Below are 16,054 nucleotides of genomic sequence, written 5' to 3'. Positions count from 1 at the left end.
ACGACCGCCCGCCCGTTCCCGTCGTCAGCCGCTGAAGCCGGACACGTTCTCCTTCGTGACCACCTTCACCGGCACCTTCACCGTCTCCTCGACCGTCTTGCCCTGCAGGGCCTTCAGCGCGTTGTCCACGGCGATCCTGCCCAGCTGCGAGGGCTGTTGTGCCACGGAGGCGTACAGAGTGCCCGATTCGACCGCCTTCAGCCCGTCCGGGGTGCCGTCGAAGCCGACGACCTGGACCGACTTTCCGGCCTTCGAGCCGAGGGCCTTGATCGCGCCGAGGGCCATCTCGTCGTTGGCGGCGATGACGCCCTGGACGTCCGGGTGGGCCTGCAACAGGTTCGACATCACGTCGAGGCCCTTGGTGCGGTCGAAGTCGGCCGGCTGCTGGGCGACGACCTGGATGCCCGGGTAGGCCTTGAGCCCGGCCGCGAAGCCCGCGGCGCGCTCACGGGCCGCGGAGGTGCCCGCCTGGCCCTGAAGGATCACGATCTTGCCCTTGCCGCCCAGCTTCTCGCCGATCGTCCTGGCGGCGAGCTCACCGCCCTTGACGTTGTCGGAGGCCACCAGGGCGTCCACGGTCGCCTTGTTGACGCCGCGGTCGACCGCGATGACCGGGATCCTCGCCTTGTCGGCGGCCTTCACGGAGTTGCTCGCCGCGTCCGAGTCCACCGGGTTGACGATGATCGCGCCGAGGCCGGAACTGGTGAAGTTCTGCAGCTGGTTGGCCTGCTGGGAGGCGTCGTTCTGGGCGTCCGTGACGGTCAGGTCCACGCCCAGCTTCTTCGCCTCGGCCTGGGCGCCCGCCCTGATCTGCACGAAGAAGGGGTTGCCAACTGCTGGCAGCGGAGGGTTGTTGAGTGTGCGTAACCATGAGGGAGTGGTGGCGTTATCAGCATATGAACCTGACGGAGTGGGCGCGGGCGCAGGGGGTGAACCCGCATACGGCATATCGCTGGTTTCATGAGGGCGCCTTGCCGGTGCCCGCGCGCCGGGTGGGGCCGCGCACGATCCTGGTGAACATCGAAGCGAACACCTCACCCTCCGTGACCGGTGGTGTAGGTCTGTATGCCCGCGTCTCCTCGATGCCCGCGTCTCCTCGCACGATCGGAAGCCGGACCTGGAGCGGCAGACCGCTCGCCTGTCGGCATGGGCGGCGGAGGCGGGACAGAAGGTTGTGCGGATCGAGTCCGAGATCGCCTCGGGTATGAACGGCTGCCGCGCGAAGGTGAAGCGGCTGCCGGCCGATCCGGCGGTGACCACGGTCGTGGTCGAGCACAAGGACCGCCTCGGGCGGATGAACGTGGAGCTGATCGAGGCCGCCCTGTCCGCGACCGGCCGCCGACTGGTCGTCCTCGATGACGGCGAAGTCGAAGACGACCTGGTCCGGGACATGGTGGAGGTGCTGACGTCGTTCTGCGCCCGCCTGTACGGCCGTCGGTCGGCGAAGAACCGGGCGAGGAAGGCTCTCGAAGCGGCGGCCGGCGATGAGTGAGCCGAAGAAGAAGCAGCTCCGCACCATCGACGCACCGTTCGTCGCGCCCGGGCCGTCCGGGGTGGCGATACGCGACCGCCTCAAGCACCTCACCGACGTGGACGACAAGGTGTTGCGGCTGGTCGGTGAACACCTCGGACGCCTCGCCTCGCTGGACCTCAAGAACCGCTGCGCCGACGGCCTGGACCACGACAGCGACACGTGGGCCGCCCGCAAGCAGGGCCTGACGGCCGACTCCTCGTCCCGGTGGGCCGGTTCGATCACGAAGGCCACTCACGATCAGTGGGCGCTGTCCCGCCGCTGTCAGCTCGCCCACATCCAAGGGCTTGAGGCCGGTGTGCGGACGCTGATGCACCGACTGGCGCAGCCGATCGGGGAGAAAGGCACCAAGCGGGCACCCGGCGGATACCGCAGTCGGGGCGAGTGGTTCCACAAGTCCCGCCGTCTGACGATCCTGGAACACCGCCTCGATGTCGCCCGCGTGGAGCGTGAGGCCGGTGTCGTGCACGTCGTGCGCGGCGGTCGACGCCTGCTGGGCAACCGCAACAACCTCCAGGATGCGCAGCTCAGCGAGGCCCAGTGGCGCCGGCGCTGGGAAGCCGAACGCTGGTTCCTCGCTGCTGACGGCGAGTCCGGCAAGCGGTACGGGAACGAGACGATCCGCGTCACCCCCGATGGCGAGGTCTCCATCAAGCTGCCCGCACCACTGGCCCATCTGGCCAACGGCAAGTTCGGCCGGTACGTCCTCTCCTGCAGGGTCCAGTTCCAGCACCGGGGCGCGCAGTGGCGCGACCGCGTCGAAGCCAACCGTGCTGTCGCCTACCGCATCCACCTCGATGTGGAGCGCGGGCGCTGGTACATCACCGCCTCGTGGACGAAGCCCGTGGTGAAGACGGTCCCGTTGGAGACAGCCCGCGCCCAGGGCATGGTCGGCGTCGATACGAACGCTGACCACTTCGCCGCCTACCGGCTCGACCGCAACGGCAACCCGGTCGGCGACCCGAAGCGGTTCTTCTACGACCTGTCCGGCACCGCCGACCACCGCGACGCGCAGATCCGGCACGCCATCAGCCGGCTGCTGCACTGGGCCAACCGGTGCGGCGTCAAGGCGATCGGTATCGAGAACCTGGACTTCACCGCCGAGAAGACCCGCGAGAAGCACGGCCGCAAGAAGCGGTTCCGGCAGCTCATCTCCGGCATCCCGACAGGCAAGCTCAAGGCCCGTCTGGTGTCCATGGCCGCCGAGCACGGCCTGTCGATCGTCGCGGTCGACCCGGCGTACACGTCGATGTGGGGCGACCAGCATTGGCGTAAGCCCCTGGCCGGCAAGACTCGCAAGATGTCCCGACACGACGCCGCGAGCGTCGCGATCGGGCGACGCGCCCTCGGGCACCCGATCCGGCGACGGACGGCACCGCCCCCGCAGCACCAGAGCGATGCTGTGGGGCATCGGACCGCCCAGGCCGGACCAGGCGCACGAGGGCATGAGGGAACCCGCCCACCCGTCACGGAGCGTGCACACGATGCACGCAGCCGGACGGGGACACAGCGAACGCGGGAGACCAGCGCATCCAACACCGTTCGGGATGCGCGCAGTTCCAGGAGCTGGCAGCAAATGTCACTCCTGGACACTGTTTAGGAACGGTACGCCTACCTGCTGACCGCGATGAACCACCGTGGCGAGTCCCTGGAGCTCGCCCCCAGCAAGCTCGTCGACGTCGGCGTCCACGCGATCATTCTCGACACCGTGGCGTACGCCGAACTGTGCGCGCGTTTCAATGGCGGACACTTCCTGCACCACGTGCCCAAGGTCGAGATGAAGAACGACGGCTCGGTGATGAAGACGGCCACCGTCATCGCTGCCGACGGCTGGGAAGTCGACCTGTCGCTGTGGGCGGACGCCGCTGAGTGCGGCCCCTGCCACCCCGGCAACGACTCGCACTGATCGGTGGCGCCTCTGGCCCCTGCCGACTTCGGCGCGGGCCCGGGGCGCGCCGGGGTGAGATTTCACAGAACCGGCCCGGAGCCGGGTTCCGGCCATCAACATGGGGCGAGTGACAACCGGATCCTCAGACCTCTGGTACCACTACGGCCGCACCCGCGCCGGACGGGACCGTGCGGTCCCCGGGACTTTCCGCTGGATCTGGAGTCAGGACAGCGGCCCCGGCGCAGAGGTCCTGGGAGACCTCTCCGGGCGAACCGTCGGTGACCTCGGCGCGGGGGCCGCCCGCCACGCCGCCCACCTCGCCGCCCATCATGAGCCGGCCCGGGTCACCGCCATCGATGCCTCTCCAGCGCAGTACGAGTTGGCCATCGACCTGTTCGGTCATCTCGCGCCGCGCCTGCGCATCGAGCCGTCCGACGCCGTCTCGCATCTGAAGGCAGTGGCTGATAGGTACGACGTGCTGTACAGCGTCTTCGGGGCGCTCGACTTCACGGACCCTCGCGAGTTGCTGCCGGAGGCTGCCAACGCCCTCAAGCCAGGCGGACGGCTCGTGTTTTCCACCCTGGCGCACTACTTGAACGGCGCCCCCGCACAGCCGGACGTCGTGGCCGCCGACGTCCCCACCAAGACCGCGGAAGGAGAAGCAGCCACAATGCGCCGCTGGGTGCTCCAGGAACACGTCTGGGAGAAGGTCCTGGACGGAGCCGGATTCACCCAGATCAGCTGTGACGTACTGCCGTCGGCCATCGAGGGACCGCGTACCGCGGACACACTGCTCGTCACCGCGGTTCGGCGGCCGTGAACGAACCGAGCTGCTCCTGCTGAAGGGAGCGTGATCCGGCCGTCCGGAATCGCTGTCGAGGGCAGCCTGTACCGCGTTGGGCATACGGGGCGAGACCGGGCTGTCGGCGGACGTGTCGAGGGCACGGTGGTCGGCAGCGTGCCGCTCGGCTGCCGCCGCGGCACGCGTCTGCACCCCGTCCGACCGCCCAAGTACCTCTCCCGCTGTCACACCCGGCCGGTACCGTCGGATCATGGCTCAACAGGCGGGGAACCCCGCGGGTGAACGGCAGCTCGCCGTGCTCGAAGGCGTGCTGGAGCGCATCACGTACGCCAACGAGGACAACGGCTACACGGTCGCCCGTGTCGACACCGGCAGAGGCGCCGGCGATCTCCTCACGGTCGTCGGCGCGCTGCTCGGCGCCCAGGTGGGCGAGGCCCTGCGGATGGAGGGACGCTGGGGGTCCCACCCGCAGTACGGCAAGCAGTTCACGGTGGAGAACTACACGACCATGCTGCCGGCCACCGTCCAGGGCATCCGCCGCTACCTCGGCTCGGGGCTGGTCAAGGGCATCGGCCCCGTCTTCGCCGACCGCATCACCCAGCACTTCGGCCTGGACACCCTGCAGATCATCGAGGAGGAGCCCAAGCGGCTCATCGAGGTGCCCGGTCTCGGCCCCAAGCGCACCAAGAAGATCGCCGACGCCTGGGAGGAGCAGAAGGCGATCAAGGAGGTCATGCTCTTCCTCCAGACCGTCGAGGTGTCCACCTCCATCGCGGTGCGCATCTACAAGAAGTACGGCGACGCCTCGATCTCGGTCGTCAAGAACCAGCCGTACCGCCTCGCGTCCGACGTCTGGGGCATCGGCTTCCTCACCGCCGACAAGATCGCCCAGTCCGTCGGCATCCCGCACGACAGCCCGGAGCGCGTGAAGGCGGGCCTGCAGTACGCGCTGTCGCAGGCCACCGACCAGGGCAACTGCTATCTGCCCGAGGAACGGTTGATCGCCGACGCGGTGAAGCTGCTGCAGGTCGACACCGGGCTCGTCATCGAGTGCCTCGCCGAGCTGGCGGAGGCGCCCGAGGAGGGCGAGGACCCCGGTGTCGTACGGGAGAAGGTGCCCGGTCCGGACGGCGGCCCACCCGTCACCGCCGTCTACCTCGTGCCCTTCCACCGCGCCGAACTCTCCCTCTCCGCCCAGCTGTTGCGCCTCCTGCGCACGGACGAGGACCGGATGCCCGGCTTCCATGACGTGGCCTGGGACAAGGCGCTGACCTGGCTGAAGGGGCGTACGGGCGCGGACCTCGCGCCCGAGCAGGAGGCCGCGGTCAAGCTCGCGTTGACCAAGAAGGTCGCCGTGCTGACCGGCGGTCCCGGATGCGGCAAGTCGTTCACGGTCCGTTCGATCGTGGAGCTGGCCCGCGCCAGGAAGGCCAGAGTGGTCCTGGCGGCCCCGACGGGCCGCGCGGCCAAGCGCCTGGCCGAGCTCACCGGCGCCGAGGCCTCCACCGTCCACCGTCTGCTGGAGCTGAAGCCCGGCGGCGACGCGGCCTACGACAAGGACCGCCCCCTGGAGGCGGATCTGGTGGTCGTGGACGAGGCCTCCATGCTGGACCTGCTGCTCGCCAACAAGCTGGTGAAGGCGGTCCCGCCGGGCGCCCATCTGCTCTTCGTCGGCGACGTGGACCAGCTGCCCAGCGTCGGCGCGGGGGAGGTGCTCAGGGACCTCCTCGCGGACGGCAGCCCGATCCCCGCCGTGCGCCTGACGCGCGTGTTCCGGCAGGCCCAGCAGTCCGGCGTGGTCACCAACGCGCACCGGATCAACTCCGGGCACCAGCCGGTCACCGACGGCATGAAGGACTTCTTCCTCTTCGTCGAGGACGACACGGAGGAGGCCGGGCGGCTCACCGTGGACGTGGTGGCCCATCGGATTCCGGCCAAGTTCGGCCTCGATCCGCGCCGGGACGTCCAGGTTCTCGCCCCCATGCACCGTGGCCCGGCCGGCGCCGGCAACCTCAACGGCCTGCTCCAGCAGGCCATCACCCCCGGCCGCCCCGATGTGCCCGAGAAGCGGTTCGGCGGCCGGGTCTTCCGTGTGGGCGACAAGGTCACCCAGATTCGCAACAATTACGAGAAGGGCAAGAACGGTGTCTTCAACGGCACCGTCGGCGTCGTCACCTCGCTCGACCCGGTTGACCAGCGCCTGACGGTGCTGACCGACGAGGACGAGGAGGTCGTGTACGAATTCGACGAACTGGACGAACTGGCCCACGCGTACGCGGTGACCATCCACCGCTCGCAGGGAAGTGAATATCCGGCCGTGGTGATCCCGGTCACCACCAGCGCCTGGATGATGCTTCAGCGCAACCTGCTCTACACGGCGGTCACCCGGGCCAAGAAGCTGGTCGTCCTCGTCGGTTCACGCAAGGCGATCGGCCAGGCGGTGCGCACGGTGTCGGCGGGACGACGCTGCACGGCACTCGACTTCCGGCTCTCTCCCAGACCTCTGTGAGGCTTCTCGGGCCTCTGTGAGGCTCTCGGACCGCCGCGAGGCTCTCGCGACCCCCGTGAGGCCCTTTTGAGACAGGCATCACAAAAAATGATCGATCAAATGAGTCGCGAAGGTCACAGAGCACTTCCGGATGGGGAATCAAGGGGGCAGGATGAGCAAGTTGGCGGCACTCAGTGCCGCCAATAGGCCCGATGGTCGACCCCGAGTGCACTCTCCTGAGCCAATTGGGGGATGGTAGAGACAGTCAGGGCAACCTCGAAGATGAGGCACTACGTCGGTGAGGGAAGACGTGAGCGACAACTCTGTAGTACTGCGGTACGGCGACGGCGAGTACACCTACCCGGTGATCAACAGCACCGTCGGCGACAAGGGCTTCGACATCGGGAAGCTCCGCGCCCAGACCGGTCTGGTGACGCTGGACAGCGGTTACGGCAACACCGCCGCCTATAAATCCGCCGTCACCTACCTCGACGGCGAGGCGGGCATCCTCCGGTACCGCGGATACCCCATCGAACAGCTGGCGGAGCGCTCCACCTTCCTGGAGGTCGCCTACCTGCTGATCAACGGCGAGCTTCCGAGCGTCGACGAGCTCTCCGTGTTCAAGAACGACATCACGCAGCACACCCTGCTGCACGAGGACGTCAAGAACTTCTACAAGGGCTTCCCGCGCGACGCCCACCCGATGGCCATGCTGTCGTCGGTCGTCTCGGCGCTGTCCACGTTCTACCAGGACAGCCACAACCCCTTCGACGAGAAGCAGCGCAACCTCTCGACGATCCGCCTGCTCGCGAAGCTTCCGACGATCGCGGCGTACGCGTACAAGAAGTCGATCGGTCACCCGTTCGTCTATCCGCGCAACGACCTCGGTTACGTCGAGAACTTCCTGCGCATGACCTTCTCGGTCCCGGCGCAGGAGTACGACCTCGACCCGGTCGTGGTCGCCGCCCTCGACAAGCTGCTGATCCTGCACGCGGACCACGAGCAGAACTGTTCGACCTCCACGGTCCGTCTGGTCGGCTCCTCGCAGGCGAACATGTTCGCGTCGATCTCGGCCGGCATCAACGCCCTGTGGGGCCCGCTGCACGGCGGCGCCAACCAGTCCGTGCTGGAGATGCTGGAGGGCATCCAGGCCAACGGCGGCGACGTCGACTCCTTCATCCGCAAGGTGAAGAACAAGGAGGACGGCGTCCGCCTGATGGGCTTCGGCCACCGGGTGTACAAGTCCTTCGACCCGCGCGCCAAGATCATCAAGGCGGCGGCGCACGATGTCCTCTCGGCCCTCGGCAAGTCCGACGAGCTGCTGGACATCGCGCTCAAGCTGGAGGAGCACGCGCTCTCCGACGACTACTTCGTCTCGCGCAACCTCTACCCGAACGTGGACTTCTACACCGGCCTGATCTACCGCGCCATGGGCTTCCCGACCGAGATGTTCACGGTCCTGTTCGCCCTCGGCCGCCTCCCGGGCTGGATCGCCCAGTGGCACGAAATGATCAAGGAGCCCGGCTCCCGTATCGGCCGCCCGCGCCAGATCTACACGGGCGTCGTCGAGCGCGACTTCGTTCCGGTCGAGGAGCGCTGACGCCTCCGGTGGTTCGGCCGCGTCTGTCGTGAGCCTGAGTTCAGAGCCCTTCCGTCCCTTGGGCGGGAGGGCTTTGCGCCTCCGGGGGTGGGTGGTTCTCGTCCTGGGCGGGGTGCGGGCTCGTTGTGGTTGACCGCGCAGTTCCCCGCGCCCCTCAGGGGGTGCAGTCACCCGCGTTCGTGGCGTGGACGAAGGCGGACGGGCTCGGGAACACAGAAGAAGAAAGGCGCCCTGGCGGCGGTCCCCCCACGGGCCGACGTCCAGGGCGCCTTCCCATGTCCCGGTGCGGATTCCCCCCACGGGATCCGGCCGGGCGTCTGTGAGAACAGCGCCTGATCGCTGTCGAATACGGCGAGCGTTGAGCAGAATGAGCAAAACTCGCAGTACTCATGGGTGTGCGGTCTGCCGGGACAACGCACGCTCGGGAGGGCCGCTCAAGCTCCCCGGTGTACGTGCCCCGGCAACGCACCTCTGAGGAAGTCCCCCAAGACATCCTCAGATGCCAGGAAACGCCCCCCAAGACGCTGCCTGACATCGTCAACTTAGACCTTCGAACCCCTTCGATGGTTACGTTCACATCACTGTGATCTGCGTCTCTTGCATATGTCCGTTAGATGCGCAAGAGCCCGAATATGCCGATCGGGACCCAAGCGTAAGGATGATGCGCGAGCCTTGTGAAGAGCTTATGTGAGCCTGGCTCCGGACTCCAGGGGTGCTTTCACCTCGACTTCGCCTAACCGGCGGTAACTTCGCCGCGGTTCAGCGGAACGTCCGCAACCGAAGACTGTTCGTCACCACGAACACCGACGAGAAGGCCATCGCGGCCCCGGCGATCATAGGGTTCAGCAGTCCGGCGGCGGCCAGTGGCAGCGCGGCCACGTTGTATCCGAAGGCCCACACGAGGTTGCCCTTGATCGTGGACAGCGTCCTGCGGGAGAGCCGGATCGCGTCCGCGGCCACCCGCAGATCCCCGCGCACCAGCGTCAGATCGCCCGCCTCGATCGCCGCGTCGGTCCCGGTGCCCATCGCCAGCCCCAGATCGGCGGTGGCCAGCGCGGCCGCGTCGTTGACGCCGTCGCCGACCATGGCGACGCTGCGGCCCTCGCGCTGCAGCCGTCGTACGGCTTCGACCTTCTCCTCGGGCAGGACCTCCGCGATCACCTGCTCGATGCCGACGGCGTGTGCCACGGCCTCGGCGACCGCGCGGTTGTCCCCGGTCAGCAGCACCGGCGTGAGCCCCAGCGCGCGCAGCTCGCGCACGGCCTCCGCACTGGTCTGCTTGATCGCGTCGGCGACGGTGACGACACCGCGTGCCACCCCGTCCCAGCCGACCGCGACGGCCGTACGACCGCCCCTCTCGGCCTCGTCCTTCGCGCGGGCCAACTCCTCCGGCAGCCGCTCGAAGAGCCGTCCCACGGCGACCTCACGGCCCTCCACCCGCCCGCGTACGCCACGCCCGGGCACGTTCTCGAACGCCTCGACCTCCGGGAGCCGCCCGACCCGCTCCTCGGCGCCCAGGGCGAGCGCGCGGGCGACGGGATGCTCGGAGGCGTGCTCGACGGCGCCCGCGAGCCGCAGCACCTCCGTCTCGTCGGCGCCGACGGCGACGTACACCTCGTGAAGGGTCATCCGGCCGGTGGTGACCGTTCCGGTCTTGTCGAGTACGACGGTGTCGACGCGGCGCGTGGACTCCAGGACCTCCGGGCCCTTGATGAGGATGCCGAGCTGCGCGCCGCGCCCTGTGCCGACCATCAGCGCGGTCGGCGTGGCCAGGCCCAGCGCGCACGGGCAGGCGATGATCAGGACCGCGACGGCCGCGGTGAACGCGGCGACCGTGTCGCCCGTGACGCCGAGCCACACGCCGAACGTGGCGAGGGCGATCAGCATGACGACGGGCACGAAGACCGCCGAGATCCGGTCGGCGAGCCGCTGCACCTCCGCCTTGCCGTTCTGCGCGTCCTCCACCAGCTTCGCCATCCGCGCCAGCTGGGTGTCGGCGCCCACGCGCGTGGCCTCGACGACGAGCCGGCCCCCGGCGTTGACCGTGGCCCCGGCAACCGCGTCGCCGACGCCCACGTCCACCGGCACCGACTCGCCGGTCAGCATCGAGGCGTCCACGGCGGACGTGCCCTCGACGACGGTGCCGTCGGTCGCGATCTTCTCCCCGGGCCGGACGACGAAGTGGTCCCCGACGGCCAGCCGGGACACGGGGACACGGATCTCACGGCCCCCGCGGAGCACGGACACGTCCTTGGCGCCCAGCTCCATCAGCGCCCTGAGAGCCGCTCCCGCACGCCGCTTGGAGCGGGCCTCCAGATAGCGGCCCAGCAGGATGAAGGCGACGACACCGGCGGCGACCTCCAGATAGATCGTGGAGGCGCCGTCGGTGCGGGTGACGGTGAACCTGAACTCGTCGTGCATGCCGGGCACGCCCGCGTCGCCGAGGAACAGTGCCCACAGCGACCAGCCGAACGCGGCCAGCGTGCCGACCGAGACCAGCGTGTCCATGGTGGCCGCGCCGTGCCGGGCGTTCGTCAGGGCCGCCCGGTGGAAGGGCAGCCCGCCCCACACGACGACCGGAGCGGTGAGGGTGAGCGCCGGCCACTGCCAGTCGTCGAACTGCAGGGCCGGGATCATCGACAGCAGTACGACGGGGAGTGCGAGCAGGGCGGAGACGGTGAAGCGGCGGCGGTAGGAGGCCAGTTCGAGGTCTTCCGGCGTGTCCTGCCCGGCGGGCTCCGGCCGGGGCGGGGGTGGCTCCTCGGCCGTGTAGCCCGTCTTCACCACGGTGGCGATCAGGTCGGCGACCTGGATGTCCGAGGAGTGGGTGATCCTCGCCTTCTCCGTCGCGTAGTTCACCGTGGCCGTGACGCCGTCCATGCGGTTGAGCTTCTTCTCGACGCGCGCCGCGCAGGAGGCGCAGGTCATCCCGCCGATGAGCAGCTCGACCTCACAGGCGTCCGTTGCCGTGCGTATCGGTGCCGGTGTCTCTGTGGCGGTGCTGGTCATCTCGGGTACCCGGCTTCCGGTCAGGCCTGGCCGACGAGTTCGAAGCCCGCCTCGTCCACCGCCGCGCGCACGGCGGCCTCGTCGAGGGGGGCGGTGGAGACGACGGTGACCTCACCGGACGCGGCGACGGCCGTCACCGAGCTGACGCCGGGAAGCTCCAGGATCTCACCAGAGACGGAACCCTCGCAGTGTCCGCAGCTCATCCCGCTTACCTTGTAGACGGCGGTGACGGTACCCGGGGTGTCGGTCTGGGTGGTCATGTCGTTCTCCTCGTCGAGGTGCGTGGGGCTGAAGGGCCCACGGGGGCCTTCCACTCTCCAAGGCTATACCCCTAGGGGGTATTTTTCCATCACGCCCGGGGGTGTGGTGACGTCCGCGTCGCCGACGACGAACACCCCGGCATGGGCGCGCGGAACGGCGGGACCGGCCACGATGTCCCCGTAGCGACGAACGGCGATGGGAGCGCACATGCGGGCAGTGGTGTTCGAGCAGTACGGGGAGCCGGCCGAGGTACGTGACGTGACGGATCCTCGGCCCGCCGGACACGGGGTCGTCGTGAGGGTCGAGGCCACCGGCCTGTGCCGCAGCGACTGGCACGGCTGGCAGGGCCACGACCTGGACATCACCCTCCCGCACGTGCCCGGGCACGAACTCGCCGGTGTGGTGGAGGCGGTCGGCCCCGGCGTGGGCAACTGGCACCCCGGCGACCGTGTGACCGTGCCCTTCGTGTGCGCCTGCGGCAGCTGCGCGGCGTGTGCGGCCGGCGACCAGCAGGTGTGCGAGCGTCAGACGCAGCCCGGCTTCACGCACTGGGGTTCGTTCGCGCAGTACGTGGCGCTGGACCACGCCGACGTGAACCTCGTCGCCGTACCCGAGGAGCTGTCGTTCGCCACCGCCGCGGGGTTGGGCTGCCGGTTCGCCACCGCGTTCCGCGCGGTCGTCCAGCAGGGCCGGTTGGCGGCGGGGGAGTGGGTCGCGGTGCACGGCTGCGGAGGCGTGGGCCTGTCCGCGGTGATGATCGCGGCGGCCTCGGGGGCGCGGGTGATCGCCGTCGACGTATCGCCCGGAGCCCTGGACCTGGCGCGGAAGTTCGGCGCGGCTCAGTGCGTGGACGGGTCGGCCACGACGGACACGGCCGCGGCGGTCCGCGAGCTGACCGGGGGTGGCGCCCAGCTGTCCCTCGACGCCCTGGGCTCGCCCCTCACCTGCGCCGCCTCCGTGAACGGCCTGCGTCGCCGCGGCCGCCACGTCCAGGTGGGCCTGCTCCCCTCACCCACCGGCACGACCCCCGTCCCGATGGCCCGCGCGGTCGCCCTGGAGCTCGAACTCCTCGGCAGCCACGGCATGGCGGCGCACACCTACCCGCCGATGCTGGAGCTGGTGAGGGCCGGCGTGCTGCGCCCCGACCTCCTGGTGACCTCGCACCTCACCCTGGACGCCGCACCGGCGGCACTGGCGGCGATGGGGACGGCGCCGGGAGGCGGCGTGACGGTCATCGAGCCGTGGAGCTGAGGGCGGCCCAGTCACGGTCGAGGATGCCCATGATCACCTCGTCGACCCACTCGCCGTCGCGCAACTCGACGTCTCGCCGGATCCCCTCCACCACGAACCCGGCCTTCTCGTACACGTGCAGGGCCCGGTGGTTGTGGCCGTACGCCTCCAACTGGACCCGGTGCAGGCCGAGTTGTTCGAAGGCGTGGCCGACGACGAGCCGGGTGGCCTCGGTTCCGAGCCCGCGGTCCCGGCCGCGCGGGCCGATCAGGGTGCGGAACGTACAGCTGAGGGCCTGCGGGTCCCATTCGTGCAGGACGACCTCGCCGACGAGTTCGCCGGTGGCGCGGTCGGTGACGCCGAGGTCGAGGCGGTCGGGCTGAGCGGCCCGGGAGCCGTACCAGGACCGTAGGTGCTCCAAGGTGAGTTCACGCGAGGGTCCGCCGGTGAAGCGGAGGACGTCCGGGTCCTCCACGATCTCCCACATGACGTCGGCGTCGGCCTCGGTGAACGGCCGCAGTACGGTCCTGGCACCGCTGAGAACGGGCTTGACGGAGAAACTCATGGAACAACCGTGCCCCACGGGGACGGTGGGGCACAGGTGGTTTTCGAGAGGACGGTGCGGTGGGTCAGTCCTCTCCTCGGCCGCGGTTTCCGGGTCTGGAGGCGACCCATGCCCGGACCGTGTCCGCGTACCAGAAGGGCTTTCCGCCCTCGACGTGGTCGGGCGGCGGCAACAGCCCGTGCTTGCGGTAGGACCGCACGGTGTCCGGCTGCACCTTGATGTGCGCCGCGATCTCCTTGTACGACCAGAGCCTTCGGTCGGTCATGGGTAGCACCTCCCTGCGCGCACCGCGGGGGCGGCCGGGGGCGGCCGTCGAGGGAGCCGGGCGCTGCGCTGGCGATCACAGATCCTGTGCGTCCGTCAACGACGGAACGTGAGGGGAGGGCAGGGCCTGTGGGCGGGTTGTGACGCAAGTCCCGTGTACCCGGGACATGTGTGACACGCAGGGGGTGTTTGTGACACGAGTGCTGCAAAGGCGTGCGCGGGCTCGAAGGCGCGGCGCGTTGACACGGGGAGGTGGGCCGGGCCCTTGCCGGGCTCTCGACTGCGTTCGGGCCCGGGGCTCCCGCGGCGCCGGGCCCGGCCCACCGGTCCCCCGCTGCCCGCCTCACCCCGGAGGGCTACGCCCCGCAGGACCGGAGGAACGCCCGCGTCCGCTGCGCGATGGGCAGCGGAACGTCCGGCTCGCACGGGTACATGTCCTGCTCCACGATCGCGAAGAGATCCACGTCCAGCTTCTGCGCGGCCTCCAGCACCGGACCCAACGCGGGCACCCCGGCGGGCGGTTCACACATCACACCGCGCGCGACAGCCGGCCCGAACGGGGTCTGACTGGCCCGCACGTCCGCCAGGATCTCCGGATCCACCTGCTTGAGGTGCAGATACCCGATCCGCTCCCCGTAGGTCTCGATCAGCTTGACGCTGTCGCCGCCGCAGTACGCGTAGTGCCCCGTGTCCAGGCACAGCGACACCAGGTCGGAGTCCGTCCCGTCCAGGAACCGGACGACGTTCTCCTCGCTGTCGACGTGCGTGTCGGCATGCGGGTGGACGACGATCTGCAGCCCGTACCGCTCCCGCACCTCCCGCCCCAGCCGTTCCGTCAGCGAGGTCAGGTTGCGCCACTGCTCGGGCGTCAGCGTGTCCGGCTCCAGCACCTCGCCGGTCTTGTCGTCCCGCCAGAAGGACGGGATGACCACCAGGTGAGACGCACCCATGGCCTGTGCGAGTACCGCGTTGTCGGCCACGTGGGCCCAGGTCTTCTCCCACACCGCCTCGCCGTGGTGCAGACCCGTGAACACCGTGCCGGCCGACACCTTCAGGCCACGGCGGGCCGTCTCCTCGGCGAGCACGGCGGGGTCGGTCGGCAGGTACCCGTAAGGCCCCAGCTCGATCCACTCGTAGCCGGACTGCGCGACCTCGTCGAGGAAGCGCCGCCAGGGGACCTGCCGCGGGTCGTCCGGGAACCAGACGCCCCAGGAGTCGGGCGCCGATCCGACGCGGATGCGGGACAGTGAGGACTGAGGCGGCAAGGACGTCATGGCGGTCAGCTTCCGGGCGGCAGCAAGCGCTGTCAAGCGGTCGTCCGTATGTCTGGACAAAACATTGACAGGGCTCGGTCTGGGGGTCTAAAAACGCGGGGAGAGCTGTGACGAAGGGAAGTCGATGGCGTACGACCTGATCACCATGGGGCGGATCGGAGTGGACCTGTATCCGCTCCAGACCGGCGTCCCGCTGCCGCAGGTGACGAGCTTCGGCAAGTTCCTCGGCGGCTCGGCGACGAACGTGGCGGTCGCCGCGGCCCGCCTCGGACGCCGTACGGCGGTGATCACACGCACCGGCGACGACCCCTTCGGCACCTACCTCCACGAGGCCCTCCAGGGCTTCGGCGTCGACGACCGCTGGGTGACCCCGGTCCCGGGCCTGCCCACCCCGGTCACCTTCTGCGAGGTCTTCCCGCCGGACGACTTCCCGCTCTACTTCTACCGCCGGCCCAAGGCCCCCGACCTGGAGATCGACGCCCACGAGCTGGACCTCGACGCCATCCACGACGCCCGTGTCTTCTGGGTCACCGGCACCGGCCTGAGCGAGGAGCCCAGCCGTACGGCGACGCTCGCGGCCCTCGCCCACCGCGCCAAGGCCGGCACGACGGTCTTCGACCTCGACTGGCGCCCCATGTTCTGGAAGGACGCGGCGGGGCGCGACCTGGCCGCCTCCGCCCGCCCCTTCTACAAGGAGGCCCTGCGCCATACCACCGTCGCGGTCGGCAACCTCGACGAGGTGGAGGTGGCCACCGGAGTGCGTGAACCGCGGGCCGCCGCCGAGGCGTTGCTGGACGCGGGCGTCGAACTCGCCGTCGTCAAGCAGGGCCCCAAGGGCGTCCTCGCCGTCAACAGCAAGGGCGAGTCGGCCGAGGTCCCGCCGCTGCCGGTCAACGTCCTCAACGGTCTCGGCGCCGGTGACGCCTTCGGCGGCTCCCTCTGCCACGGACTGCTGGAGGGCCACGACCTGGAGACGATCATGCGGCACGCCAACGCGGCCGGCGCGATCGTCGCCTCCCGCCTGGAGTGCTCGTCCGCCATGCCGACCACCGGCGAGATCGAGGCCGCCATCGAGGCCGGAGCGGTGCTGTGAGGGCGGGCCGGGTCAGCGGGGCCGACGACGCGACGGGCGGCACGGGCTG

12 protein-coding genes and 3 pseudogenes are annotated in these 16,054 nt (G+C 69.6%); 8 read left to right on the top strand and 7 right to left on the bottom strand.

The window, feature by feature from the left end:
• Positions 1-24: 24 nt before the first annotated feature.
• Positions 25-834, bottom strand: a pseudogene (locus tag ACYUED_RS15520) (substrate-binding domain-containing protein); the annotation flags it as partial.
• Between the two features lie 62 nt (positions 835-896).
• Here ACYUED_RS15520 and ACYUED_RS15515 point away from each other — a divergent pair.
• The 6 genes and pseudogenes from ACYUED_RS15515 to ACYUED_RS15490 all read left to right on the top strand — a co-directional run bounded on the left by ACYUED_RS15515 (position 897) and on the right by ACYUED_RS15490 (position 8,309).
• Positions 897-1,492: pseudogene (locus ACYUED_RS15515) on the top strand (IS607 family transposase).
• On the top strand, positions 1,485-3,131 hold the full coding sequence (locus ACYUED_RS15510; protein ID WP_491292876.1) for a nuclease/transposase family protein: 1,647 nt from the start codon (positions 1,485-1,487) through the stop codon (positions 3,129-3,131). The pseudogene ACYUED_RS15515 and the gene ACYUED_RS15510 overlap by 8 nt, the downstream one beginning before the upstream one ends.
• A 6-nt stretch (positions 3,132-3,137) precedes the next feature.
• Positions 3,138-3,437, top strand: a pseudogene (locus ACYUED_RS15505) (glycine-rich domain-containing protein); the annotation flags it as partial.
• Positions 3,438-3,537: 100 nt separating this feature from the next.
• Positions 3,538-4,239, top strand: a complete 702-nt coding sequence (locus ACYUED_RS15500; protein ID WP_491292875.1) for a class I SAM-dependent methyltransferase — start codon at positions 3,538-3,540, stop codon at positions 4,237-4,239.
• 232 nt (positions 4,240-4,471) lie between these two features.
• The gene (gene recD2 / locus ACYUED_RS15495) at positions 4,472-6,730 is read left to right on the top strand and encodes an SF1B family DNA helicase RecD2 (protein ID WP_491292874.1); all 2,259 of its coding nucleotides are present in this window, start codon (positions 4,472-4,474) and stop codon (positions 6,728-6,730) included.
• A 289-nt stretch (positions 6,731-7,019) separates the two neighbouring features.
• Entirely contained in the window at positions 7,020-8,309 is a 1,290-nt protein-coding gene (locus tag ACYUED_RS15490) for a citrate synthase (RefSeq protein WP_491292873.1), read from the top strand.
• Between the two features lie 759 nt (positions 8,310-9,068).
• On the opposite strand, the gene ACYUED_RS15485 is transcribed toward ACYUED_RS15490, so the two are convergent.
• From ACYUED_RS15485 to ACYUED_RS15475, 3 genes are all read right to left on the bottom strand, one after another.
• A complete protein-coding gene (locus ACYUED_RS15485) occupies positions 9,069-11,318 on the bottom strand; it encodes a heavy metal translocating P-type ATPase (RefSeq protein WP_491292872.1) in 2,250 nt (749 codons plus the stop codon).
• Positions 11,319-11,338: 20 nt separating this feature from the next.
• A complete protein-coding gene (locus ACYUED_RS15480) occupies positions 11,339-11,578 on the bottom strand; it encodes a heavy-metal-associated domain-containing protein (RefSeq protein WP_491292871.1) in 240 nt (79 codons plus the stop codon).
• 63 nt (positions 11,579-11,641) lie between these two features.
• The gene (locus tag ACYUED_RS15475; RefSeq protein ID WP_491292870.1) at positions 11,642-11,788 is read right to left on the bottom strand and encodes a hypothetical protein; all 147 of its coding nucleotides are present in this window, start codon (positions 11,786-11,788) and stop codon (positions 11,642-11,644) included.
• Here ACYUED_RS15475 and ACYUED_RS15470 point away from each other — a divergent pair.
• Positions 11,787-12,830 carry a zinc-dependent alcohol dehydrogenase family protein gene (locus ACYUED_RS15470; protein ID WP_491292869.1) on the top strand — a complete coding sequence of 348 codons (1,044 nt, stop codon included), beginning with the start codon at positions 11,787-11,789 and terminating at the stop codon, positions 12,828-12,830. The two genes, ACYUED_RS15475 and ACYUED_RS15470, sit on opposite strands and share 2 nt — an antisense overlap.
• On the opposite strand, the gene ACYUED_RS15465 is transcribed toward ACYUED_RS15470, so the two are convergent.
• The 3 genes from ACYUED_RS15465 to ACYUED_RS15455 all read right to left on the bottom strand — a co-directional run bounded on the left by ACYUED_RS15465 (position 12,811) and on the right by ACYUED_RS15455 (position 14,912).
• Complete coding sequence (locus ACYUED_RS15465) at positions 12,811-13,374, bottom strand: GNAT family N-acetyltransferase (RefSeq protein ID WP_491292868.1); 564 nt, start codon at positions 13,372-13,374, stop codon at positions 12,811-12,813. The genes ACYUED_RS15470 and ACYUED_RS15465 overlap by 20 nt on opposite strands.
• Positions 13,375-13,438: 64 nt before the next feature.
• Positions 13,439-13,639: a helix-turn-helix transcriptional regulator gene (locus ACYUED_RS15460; protein ID WP_491292867.1), complete on the bottom strand. Its 201-nt coding sequence runs from the start codon at positions 13,637-13,639 to the stop codon at positions 13,439-13,441.
• A 355-nt stretch (positions 13,640-13,994) separates the two neighbouring features.
• On the bottom strand, positions 13,995-14,912 hold the full coding sequence (locus ACYUED_RS15455) for a sugar phosphate isomerase/epimerase family protein (RefSeq protein WP_491292866.1): 918 nt from the start codon (positions 14,910-14,912) through the stop codon (positions 13,995-13,997).
• Positions 14,913-15,036: 124 nt separating this feature from the next.
• Between ACYUED_RS15455 and iolC the strand changes: the two genes are divergently transcribed.
• On the top strand, positions 15,037-16,005 hold the full coding sequence (iolC, locus tag ACYUED_RS15450; protein WP_491292865.1) for a 5-dehydro-2-deoxygluconokinase: 969 nt from the start codon (positions 15,037-15,039) through the stop codon (positions 16,003-16,005).
• Positions 16,006-16,054: the final 49 nt, after the last annotated feature.

Source organism: Streptomyces sp. DF42, assembly GCF_058267695.1.
The sequence above is the reverse complement of the archived record's forward strand: the minus strand, read 5'-3'. Positions and strand labels throughout refer to the sequence as shown.

What these genes read in the sequence shown, in the direction of transcription:
- ACYUED_RS15510 (WP_491292876.1), top strand. Translation starts at nt 1,485, where the DNA reads ATGAGTGAGCCGAAGAAGAAGCAGCTCCGCACCATCGACGCACCGTTC.
- ACYUED_RS15470 (WP_491292869.1), top strand. Translation starts at nt 11,787, where the DNA reads ATGCGGGCAGTGGTGTTCGAGCAGTACGGGGAGCCGGCCGAGGTACGT.
- ACYUED_RS15480 (WP_491292871.1), bottom strand. Translation starts at nt 11,578, where the DNA reads ATGACCACCCAGACCGACACCCCGGGTACCGTCACCGCCGTCTACAAG.
- ACYUED_RS15485 (WP_491292872.1), bottom strand. Translation starts at nt 11,318, where the DNA reads ATGACCAGCACCGCCACAGAGACACCGGCACCGATACGCACGGCAACG.
- ACYUED_RS15500 (WP_491292875.1), top strand. Translation starts at nt 3,538, where the DNA reads ATGGGGCGAGTGACAACCGGATCCTCAGACCTCTGGTACCACTACGGC.
- iolC (WP_491292865.1), top strand. Translation starts at nt 15,037, where the DNA reads ATGGCGTACGACCTGATCACCATGGGGCGGATCGGAGTGGACCTGTAT.
- ACYUED_RS15465 (WP_491292868.1), bottom strand. Translation starts at nt 13,374, where the DNA reads ATGAGTTTCTCCGTCAAGCCCGTTCTCAGCGGTGCCAGGACCGTACTG.
- ACYUED_RS15455 (WP_491292866.1), bottom strand. Translation starts at nt 14,912, where the DNA reads ATGACGTCCTTGCCGCCTCAGTCCTCACTGTCCCGCATCCGCGTCGGA.
- ACYUED_RS15475 (WP_491292870.1), bottom strand. Translation starts at nt 11,788, where the DNA reads ATGTGCGCTCCCATCGCCGTTCGTCGCTACGGGGACATCGTGGCCGGT.
- ACYUED_RS15460 (WP_491292867.1), bottom strand. Translation starts at nt 13,639, where the DNA reads ATGACCGACCGAAGGCTCTGGTCGTACAAGGAGATCGCGGCGCACATC.
- recD2 (WP_491292874.1), top strand. Translation starts at nt 4,472, where the DNA reads ATGGCTCAACAGGCGGGGAACCCCGCGGGTGAACGGCAGCTCGCCGTG.